This is a genomic window from Kitasatospora sp. NPDC059571 (assembly GCF_042735675.1).
In the GTDB taxonomy this organism is placed as follows: domain Bacteria; phylum Actinomycetota; class Actinomycetes; order Streptomycetales; family Streptomycetaceae; genus Kitasatospora.
Map to the genome: position 1 here is coordinate 1 of NZ_JBHWBW010000310.1, position 9,419 is coordinate 9,419.

Genomic DNA, 9,419 nt, shown 5'->3' on the forward strand with positions numbered 1-9,419 from the left:
GCGGCGGTGTGCGTTGTTGTCGTTTAGCCGTCTCGCGTCGCGCCCCCCCCCCCCCCCCCCCGTCGTTACCCGGCTGCCGAGCGCACGGAGCCCGGCGGTCACCTGCTCGGCGGAGGGCGCGCTGCCGGGGTCCAGGAGCCACTGCGTCATCACCCCGCTGAGCAGGGCGTTCTGTACCGAGCCGAGGCTGCGCTCGGTCTCCTCGTCGACCTCGTCGTCCGCAATGCCCAGCAGCATCGCGGCCATGCCGCGCCGGCCCTCGCGCTGGGCGGCGACGAGCAGTTCGCGCAGCTTCGGGTTGTGCTCGGCCTGGACGAGGGCCTCCACCGAGGCCATCCAGAGCGGCCGGTCGGCGGCGAACGAGGCGATCATCTCCCGCCACAGGGCCTCGTACTGCTCCTGCCGGGTCGCCTGCGGGTCCAGCGACGCGGCCACGGCCCGGCCGACCCGCTCGCCCCACTCGTCCATGGCCTGCACGAAGGCAGCGGTCAGCAGCGCCTCGCGGGAGCCGAAGTGGTAGCCGATGGCGGCGTGGTTGACCCCGGCGGCCGAGGCGATGTCGCGCACCGTCGTCCGGGTCCAGCCCTTCTCCTTCAGGCACGTCAGGGCGCCGGTGAGCAGATCTTCGCGGTTTCCCATGGCCGGAGTGTAGCCCGAGGATCATCCGCGCGGTTCATCCAAGCGTTTTATCCACATGGATTGACCGAATGGATAAGCCGCCCTACCGTGGAGGCACAGGCCACGCGGCGGAGCCCCGCCGGGCCGGACGAAGGGGGAACCATGAACACCGACACCACCGTGCTGATCTCCGGCGCGGGCATCGCCGGTCCGTCGCTGGCGTACTGGCTCGCCCGCCGCGGTTTCACCGTGACCGTGGTGGAGCAGGCGCCCCGGCTGCGCGACAGCGGCGGCGCGGTCGACTTCCGAGGCGTCCAGCTCGACGTGCTGCGCAGGATGGGCATCCTGGAGACCGTCCGGGCGGCCGAGACGGCGATGGGCGCCGAGGTGGTCATCGACGCCGAGGGCCGTCCGCTGGTCGAGCTGCCGTCCGAGTTCTTCAGCGGGGAGGTCGAGATCGAGCGCGGCGACCTCGCCCGGATCCTGTACGACCTCACCCGCGACGACGTCGAGTACGTCTTCGGCGACACCGTCACCTCGCTCACCGAGGCCGCCGACGGGGTGGACGTCACCTTCGGCCGCGGCGCACCGCGCCGCTTCGGCCTGGTCGTGGGCGCCGACGGCATGCACTCGGTGGTCCGCCGGCTCGCCTTCGGCGACGAGGCCGACCACCGCCGGGACATGGGCTACTGCTACGCCGGCTTCACCGGACCCAACCACCTGGGGCTGGACCACAGCGGCGTGATCTACAACGTGCCCGGTCGGGGCGTGCTGGTCAGCAGCTCCCGCGACACCTCCCGGGCCGGCGTCGGCCTCGTCTTCGCCGCACCCGGGCTGGAGTACGACCGGCACGACCGGGAGCAGCAGAAGCGCATCGTCGCCGAGGCGTTCGCCGGCGCCGGCTGGCGCACGCCGGAGCTGATCGCCCTGCTGGAGCAGGCCGACGACCTCTACTTCGACACGCTCAGCCAGATCCATCTCGACAGCTGGTCGCGCGGCCGCACCGTGCTGCTCGGCGACGCCGCCTGGTGTGCGGGTCCCGGCGGCTCCGGCACCGGCCTCGCGATGATCGGCGCCTACATCCTCGCCGGCGAACTCGCCCTCGCCAGTGGCGACTTCCGTACCGCGTTCGCCCGTTACGAGGAGCAGGTGCGCCCCGGGGCGCGGACCGGCCAGAAGCAGGCCAAGGGCGCCGGGCCGTTCCTCGCACCGCCGACCGCCGCGCGGATCCGCCGCCGCAACCGGGTGTACCGGATGCTCAGTTCGCGGCTCGGGGCGGGCCTGTTCCGCCGGATGGCCGCGGGCGCGGCCAACGCCGTCCCGGTGAAGGACTACCCCGAGCCGGTGGCGCTCGCGGGCCGGTCCTGACCCCGGCCGGGGTCAGGACCGGCCGGGCCCGGCGGCTGCACCGCGTCGGTCTGCCGCGACCGCAGCCGCACCCGGACCTCCGGGCTCGCCACCGCCTCGCGGGCCGCCGCCACCGCCTCGGGCCCCGGAGTGCTCCGGCGAGGTCCGGGAGGGCCGCCGCGTCGACGATCAGCGCGTCGGCATCGGCCCGCTCCGGCGTCGAACGGGTGCGCTCCACAGGGAGCTTGCGGTTCAGCGGGACGAACGCGGCCCCGGCGGGGGATGAGCCGCCTGGTGCGAGATAGTCGCTCTTGCAATTGATATGCAATAACGTGGTCCCCGGTACGATCACCACCGTCTGTCGAAAGGGGCCGTGTCCCGATGGGCACCTACTCGCTTCCCGACCTGCCGTACGACTACTCCGCGTTGGAGCGCGCGATGTCGGCGGAGATCCTGGAACTCCACCACTCCAGGCACCACGCCGCCTACGTCAAGGGCGCGAACGACACCGTCGAGCAGCTGGCCGAGGCGCGCGACCGGGGGCAGTTCGGCGGCCTGGTGGGGCTGCAGAAGACGCTGGCCTTCCATCTCTCCGGCCACGTGCTGCACTCGCTCTTCTGGCAGAACCTCTCCCCGGAGGGCGGCGACCGCCCCGACGGCGCGCTCGCCGACGCGATCGAGGAGCACCTCGGCGGCTTCGAGGCCTTCCGCAAGCAGCTCACCGCCGCCACCGTCGGCGTCCAGGGCAGCGGCTGGGGCATCCTGTCCTGGGAGCCGCTGGGCCGGCGCCTGATCGTCGAACAGGTCTACGACCACCACGGCAACGTCGGCCAGGGCACCACCCCGCTGCTCGCCTTCGACGCCTGGGAGCACGCCTACTACCTGCAGTACAAGAACGTCCGCCCCGACTACGTCGAGCGCCTCTGGGACGTCGTCAACTGGACGGACGTGGCCGCACGGTTCGCCGCGGCCCGGGCCTGACCGCAGCCGACCGCGGCGGCCGCCCCACGACCCGGCGCGGCCGCCGCACCCGCGAGGCGCCCCGACGGCATCACCCGGCACGGGTTCACCGCGACGGACCGCCGCGCCCGGTGAAGCCGCCCGGGTCGACCGTGTGCACCGTCGTCAGGCCCGCCAGGTCGGCGGCCGAGCCGGCCAGCAGCCGGCGGGCGATCGGACTGATCCCGGTCACATGGGTCAGGTCGATGTACACCTCCGACCGCGGATGCCTGCGCGCCACGTCGCTGACGTAGTCGACGACCTGCTCGGCCGCGGCGAAGTCGAGCTCGCCGCGCAGCTCCACCCGGTGCGCCCGGTCGTCCGTCCGCGACGCGACGAGCGGCGAACGGGGCTGCGCACCGTGCTGGAAGACGTGGAGCCCCAGCTCGCCCGACATGTCCCGCAGCGCGGCCACCCCGCGGACGCTGTTGCCCTGCGCATCCAACGGCGGGCTGTACACGCCGACGCCGAACTGCTCCGGCCGCACCGCGGTGATGCCGCCGCCCACGCCGCTCTTCGCGGGCAGGCCGACGCGCACCATCCACTCCCCGCTCCGGTCGTACATCCCGCAGGTCGCCATCACCGAGAGCACCACCCGCGCGACGGCCGGTCCGACCACGCGCCGGCCGGTGACCGGGTTGGTGCCCGCGTTGGCGAGGGTGGCGCCCATGACCGCCAGATCGACGGCGTGCACGCGGATCGCGCACTGCCGGAAGTACACGTCGCAGGCCTCCTCCGCGGCCCGCCCGAGCACCCCCTGCGACCGGGTCAGGTAGGCCAGGGCGCGGTTGCGGTCACCGGTGGCCGCCTCGGAGCGGTAGACCCGCTCGTCCACGTCGAGGCTGCGCCCGGCGAAGGCCGACAGCGTGCCGCGGATGCGGCCGAACGCCTCGTCCGCACTGCCGCCGATCATGGCGGTGGTCACGATGGCCCCGGCGTTGATCAGCGGATTGGCCGGGCGCCCGGTCGACTCCTCCAGGCTGATCGCGTTGAACGGCTCGCCGCTGGGCTCGAACCCGACCCGCCGCGCCACCTCCTCCGGACCGAGCTCCGCGAGCGCGAGCGCGTGGACGAACGGCTTGGAGACCGACTGGATCGTGAACGGCACCCGCGCGTCGCCGACCGCGTACGTGCGGCCCTGGACACTCACCAGCGCGATGCCGAAAGCCCCGGCGTCGGCCCGGGCGAGCTCCGGGATGTAGTCCGCCACCGCGCCGCCCCGCTCGGGCCCGTGCCGGTCCACCAGCTCCTGGAGCACCCCTGCTACCGGCTCCATCGCCGCACCCCGGCGGGCGGCAGGCCCCGCAACCTCTCCATGGGCCCACTATGCCCCGGGGCCGCCCGCGCTGCGTGGCGGGCCGAGCGGGCCGCGGCCGCACCGGACCGGGTCGGATCCGGGTTCGGGTGAGGAGGCGGCCGGCCCGTGTGGTCGCGTCCGTGGTCGGCGCACAGGCACACAGGGGGAGCGGGGTCCCGGGCGCCCGCGGGAGCGGGTGACGAGTGCCGCCCTCAGTGCGGTGATCGAGCTGGTCACGGAGCGCGGGGGGTGAAGCTGGCGCCCTCGGCGTCGTCCGCCTGCCCGGCGACCCCCGACGACTTCGTCCGCCACGCCGTCGACTTCGCGAACGACACCCTCCCCGGGACGCTCGGTGCCACGCTGCTCGTCCACCCCCGGACCGAACGGGACAGCCCGTGCACCCTGCCGGCGGCCGTGGACCGGCTTCGCTACGGCACGATCGGTGTCAACACCTGGTCCGGCGTCGGCTTCCTCCTCGGCCACACGCCGTGGGGCGCCCGCCCCGGCCACACCCGGCAGGACATCGGCAGCGGCACCGGCTTCGTCGACAACGCCCGCATGCTCGCGGACGTGGAGAAGACCGTCCTGCGCGCCCCCTTCGCACCGGCTCACCCTCGCTCTCCCCGCGCCCGCCCTACCTGGTCACCAACCGGCCGGCCGCACCACCCTCGAACGCCTCGCCCGCCTCACCACCGCGCCCACCGCCGCCCGTCTGGCCCCCGTCCCGCTCTCGTCCCTGCGCGGCCGACCCGCGCGGCCGGGTCCGCACGTGGCCCGTGCCCGCTCAGCCGGGAGTCGCCCCGGGGCCGCGGCGGACGGCGATGACGGCGGCGTCGTCGCCGAGGTGGCCGCCGGTGTGGACGAGCAGGTCGTCGTGGAGCCGGCGCAGGAGCTCCTGCGGGCTCTGGCGGGTCCAGGAGGCGGCGCGCTCGGCGAGCGGGTAGAAGGTGCCCTCGGCGTCGCGGGCCTCGATGACGCCGTCGGTGTACAGCAGCAGGAGGTCGCCCTCCTCGAAGGCGAAGGTGTCGGTGGAGTAGTCGGCCGGGCCGGCCAGCGTGCCGAGGCCGAGCGGCAGGGCGGGCTCCCGGGGGTCGAGCGGGGTGACCCGGCCGTCGCGCAGGAGCAGCGGTGGGGGGTGCCCGCAGTTGACGGTGTGGAGCACCGGGTCCCGGTCGGGGATGTCCAGCAGGGTGGCGGTGGCGAAGGTCTCGTCGACGCTGCCGCCGTCCGAGTCGGCGGTGTCGGTGCGCCATTGGGCGGTGTCCCAGCGCACCGCGCCGTCCAGGTGGACCGCCAGGTTGGGGAGCGTCGCCCGGCGGTGCGCGGCCGCGCGGAAGGCCCCGGCGAGGAGTGCGGCGTGGTTGATCGCGGCGAGCCCCTTGCCGCGGACGTCGCCGATGAGCAGGCGGGTGCTGTGGTGGGTGCGGGCGGCGGAGAAGAGGTCGCCGCCGATCTCGGTGCCCTGCTCGGCGGCGATGTACAGCGAGGCGATCCCCAGCGGCCCGCTGTGGTCGGGCAGCGGCTGGATGAGGACCTGCTGGGCGGCCTGCGCGACGGACCTGGTCCGGGTCAGCTGGTGCTCGTGCCGGTCGCGGATCAGCCGGAACAGCGTGATCAGGGCCGAGACCAGGACCAGCGCCGTGATCTGGGCCTCGAGGTTCTCCGTCCCCAGCACGCCGCGGGCCGCGCCGATGAAGACCTGCGCACCGACGGCGAGCGCGCCGATGGCCGCCGTCATCCGCGGGCCGGCGAAGGCCGCGGTGATCGCGGGCGCGGCCACCAGCAGCGGCCCGAGGTGGATGGAGGGCGGGGCCAGCACGTCGACGACGCAGACCGCTGCGATCAGCCCCAGCGGGAGCAGGAGCAGGGCGCGGCTCGGGCGAGTCCCGCGGTCCGGATCGGTCGACGGCATGGATCCACCTTGCGCCTCCGGGCACCGCCGACGCAGCACCGACGCTGCGGCCCGCCCGAATGCAGGTGCGCGAGGCCGTCAGGGCAGGCTGCGTCCGCAGCGGACGGCAGCGAGCGGTTCCCGGCGGGGAACTACCGGGCGGGACGCCCGTCCGTCGCGGCGAGCACGGCGAGGAGCCGGCGGCGGATGCGCCCGTCGGCACGGATGATCTCGGCCTCGCTGCCGGAGGTGACGATCCGCCGGTCTCCGCGGGTGAGGGCACTCAGCCGGCGGACCTGCTCGCCGGTGAGCGCCCCGACCCCCAGGGCCTCGAGCGCCGTACAGGCACCGCCGAGGTCGGCCCGCGCCTCGACGGCCAGGAGGGCGGCCTCGGCCGGCGCCGAAGGGTCCAGGGCCGCCGGATCGGCAACGGCCAGCAGGGCCAGGACGGCGGCAGGCGCCTGGCGCGCAACGGCGAGCGCCGGGACGAGGCGGTCGGCCAGCGGCCGGCCGGCGGGACCGAGTGCCGCTGCCGCGCGGGCCGCGGTGACGGTGCTCCAGTGGTACTGCGCCCGGCCGGCGGCCCGGGCGAGGACACCGTCCAGCAGGCCGACCGCCTCCTCCGGGGCAGCGCCGGTCCGCCACAGGACCTCGGCCAGCGTGGTCTCGGAGTCCATCGTGTGCGCGGGATGGGTGTCCGGCCGGCGGGCGAGGGCCTCGCGCACCGCCGGCACCAGCGCGGCGGCGGCCCGCCCGAGCCCGGCGACCGTCCGGACGGCATCGGTGACCTCGAAGGGGCGGCCGGAGAGCCGGACGGTGAGGGCGGCCAGCAGCGGACCGATGTCCCCGCTCAGCTCGTACAGGGCCCGCGCCGCCGGCAGTGCCCCGTCCCGGGCGGCCGTGCGCAGGGCGTCCGCCGCCGCCGCGCGTTCGGCGGCCGGTGCGTGGGCGGCGATCGCCGCGACGGCCGACGCCGTGCGGTCCGGGTGCCGCTCGAACGCGGCGAGCAGGTCGGGCAGGGCCGGTACGGCTGCCGCGCCCCACGGCTCGATCAGGCGGGCGAGCCGGGCGGGCTCGTTCCCGGCCGGGTCCGGGTGGTGCAGCCGCGTGCGGACGGCGTCCAGCAGGGCGGCGTCGAACGGGAACGGACCGTCCTCGCCGGTTCCCGTGGCGGCCTCCAGCGCGCGGGGACACCGACCGAGGCTCCGGGCGAGGATCGGGGCAGCCAGGTCCGGGGCGAGGCTGACCAGCGCGGCGAGGGCCCGATCGGCGAGGTCGGCGGGCCCGGCGTCCGGGTGGTCGTGCTGCCGGGCCAGGGCGGCCAGCGCGGGAGCCGCTGCGGCGGCGTCGCGACCCAGCTTGGCGATCAGCCGCACCGCGCTGCGCGCCGAGAGCGGATCACCCAGGAGCGGGATCAGCGCGGGCAGCAGCCGCCCGGGCGCGCTGCGGGACAGATGACAGGCCCGGTCGGCCGCCCACAGGGCCTCCGCCCGGACCTCGGCCCGTCCGTCCCGGAGCGCCGCGTCGAGCAGCGCCCGCACCGCGCCGCGGTCCGCGTCCGTGTCCCGTTGCAGCAGTCCGTCGGTGATCGCGGCCAGCGGCTCGGGGGACCCGTCACCGGCGCGCCCGGCCATCAGCGGGTCCGCCGGCAGCAGCGACAGCACGGCGGCGTGCAGGCGGCCGTTCCACGGCAGACCCGCGTCCACACAGGCGAGCACGGCGGCCAGGCGTACCGGGGCCGGCTCGTCCTGCGCCACCACCTCGCGCGCCACGGCGGCGGCCGCCGCGGGATCCACCCGGGCCAGCCCGGCGAGCAGGTCGGCCCGGACCGGCGGCTCGTCCTCCACGGCCCACCGGCGCCACAGCTCCCGCGGCACCGCCTCCCGCTCGCCGGTGAACGAGACGGCCCACGCGGCGGCCTGCCGGGTGGGCGGATCGGGGGAGTCCAGCAGCGGCAGGAGCAGCGGCAGCCGGGCGGCGACGGCCGACCGTACCCGGACGGGCGCCACCTCGTACTCGTCATCACTCTCGGCCAGGCCGCCGAGCAGTAGGAGGGCATCCGCGCTCCGGCGGCCCGCCGCAGCGATCCGCGCCAGGTACGGGACGGCGTCCGCGCTCGCGGCGTACACCGTGCCCTGGTGGAGGATGCTGCCGTAGAGCTCGGAGAGCGCCTCGTCCGCCGCCGCGCCGTCGTCACCTGCGAAGGCCCGCAGCAGCCCGGGCAGGTCGTCGGCCGCACCGTAGGCATGCCTGACGGAGTGCCAGGGGTGGTCGTCGAGGCCGTCCAGAGCACGTGCGAGGTCCATGCGCGCGATCCTCGCAGCGGGCAGTGACAGGCCGGGGAGCGGTCGGTGGTCCCGGCCCGGCCCGGGGCGGTCCGTCAGAGGGAGTAGCCGCCGGGCGGCCCCCGGCGGCGCATGATCGCGCGACCCCACCGCAGGCGGTCCGGGAGATCATCACCCCCCCCGGGGGGCGCCCATGGGGAGGGCGGGGGTGCCATTCGGGAGGCCGGGGCGGGTGTCGACCCCGTGGCCACGGTGACCGTCGGCGATCCGGCGGCCCGGATGAGGGTTCGTCACCGTGCCGTTGTCGGCTGCGGTGCGGCCGGGTATCGTCGCCCGACGTGAACACCGGATCGGCACATCGCCATGCACGGATCGGCTACCCGGTGGACGGCTGATCGCGCGGCGGGTGCGCCACGGGCGCCCCCTCGGTTCGGCACGCGGACCGCCTCGTGCTCGCTGCACCGCGAGTCCGTTCTCCGTGTCGACACATCAGCGAGGTCAGCCGTATGGCAGTCACGTTCAACCACACCATCATCGCCGCCAGGGACCGCAACGAGTCGGCCCGGTTCTTCCGGGAGCTGCTGGAGCTTCCGGAGGCACCGTCCTGGGGCCCGTTCACCAACATCCGGCTCACCGACGGCGTGCTGCTCCAGTTCGCCGAGCCGCCGGTGGAGATCCAGATGCAGCACTACGCGTTCCTGATCGACGACGAGCTGTTCGACCGGGCGTACCGGCGGCTGGCCGATCGCGGCGTCGAGCACTGGGCGGATCCGCAGATGCGCCGCCCGGGGGAGATCAACAACGAGCACGGCGGGCGCGGTGTGTACTTCAAGGACCCGGCCGGTCATGCGATCGAATTGATCACCCGGCCCTATCTGTGACCGGCGGAGCCGTGCGGATGGCGTCGTCGTCCTCGATCAGCAACAGAAAAGGCACGGGCAGCATTCTGTCGCATTCGGCCGTCCGAGTTCGACCGCTGGGA

The 9,419-nt window shown here is 75.2% G+C and carries 8 protein-coding genes; 4 read left to right on the forward strand and 4 right to left on the reverse strand.

Annotated elements, in window-relative coordinates:
* A partial coding sequence (locus tag ACFV0G_RS27330; protein ID WP_380553382.1) for a TetR/AcrR family transcriptional regulator occupies positions 1-639 on the reverse strand: 639 nt, incomplete at its 3' end.
* A gap of 141 nt (positions 640-780) precedes the next feature.
* Here ACFV0G_RS27330 and ACFV0G_RS27335 point away from each other — a divergent pair.
* Positions 781-1,986, forward strand: coding sequence for an FAD-dependent monooxygenase (locus ACFV0G_RS27335; RefSeq protein WP_380553385.1), 1,206 nt, complete (start codon positions 781-783; stop codon positions 1,984-1,986).
* Between the two features lie 360 nt (positions 1,987-2,346).
* Positions 2,347-2,946 carry a superoxide dismutase gene (locus ACFV0G_RS27340; protein ID WP_380553388.1) on the forward strand — a complete coding sequence of 200 codons (600 nt, stop codon included), beginning with the start codon at positions 2,347-2,349 and terminating at the stop codon, positions 2,944-2,946.
* Between the two features lie 85 nt (positions 2,947-3,031).
* Here the strand turns inward: ACFV0G_RS27340 and glsA are convergent, their stop codons facing one another.
* Positions 3,032-4,240: a glutaminase A gene (gene glsA, locus ACFV0G_RS27345; RefSeq protein ID WP_380553391.1), complete on the reverse strand. Its 1,209-nt coding sequence runs from the start codon at positions 4,238-4,240 to the stop codon at positions 3,032-3,034.
* 270 nt (positions 4,241-4,510) lie between these two features.
* On the opposite strand from glsA, the gene ACFV0G_RS27350 reads away from it, so the two are divergent.
* Positions 4,511-5,086: a hypothetical protein gene (locus ACFV0G_RS27350; protein WP_380553394.1), complete on the forward strand. Its 576-nt coding sequence runs from the start codon at positions 4,511-4,513 to the stop codon at positions 5,084-5,086.
* Here the strand turns inward: ACFV0G_RS27350 and ACFV0G_RS27355 are convergent.
* On the reverse strand, positions 5,046-6,173 hold the full coding sequence (locus ACFV0G_RS27355) for a PP2C family protein-serine/threonine phosphatase (protein WP_380553397.1): 1,128 nt from the start codon (positions 6,171-6,173) through the stop codon (positions 5,046-5,048). The two genes, ACFV0G_RS27350 and ACFV0G_RS27355, sit on opposite strands and share 41 nt — an antisense overlap.
* A gap of 131 nt (positions 6,174-6,304) precedes the next feature.
* On the reverse strand, positions 6,305-8,458 hold the full coding sequence (locus ACFV0G_RS27360; RefSeq protein WP_380553400.1) for a hypothetical protein: 2,154 nt from the start codon (positions 8,456-8,458) through the stop codon (positions 6,305-6,307).
* A gap of 485 nt (positions 8,459-8,943) precedes the next feature.
* On the opposite strand from ACFV0G_RS27360, the gene ACFV0G_RS27365 reads away from it, so the two are divergent.
* Positions 8,944-9,318, forward strand: coding sequence for a VOC family protein (locus ACFV0G_RS27365; RefSeq protein ID WP_380553403.1), 375 nt, complete (start codon positions 8,944-8,946; stop codon positions 9,316-9,318).
* The last annotated feature ends 101 nt before the right edge of the window (positions 9,319-9,419 follow it).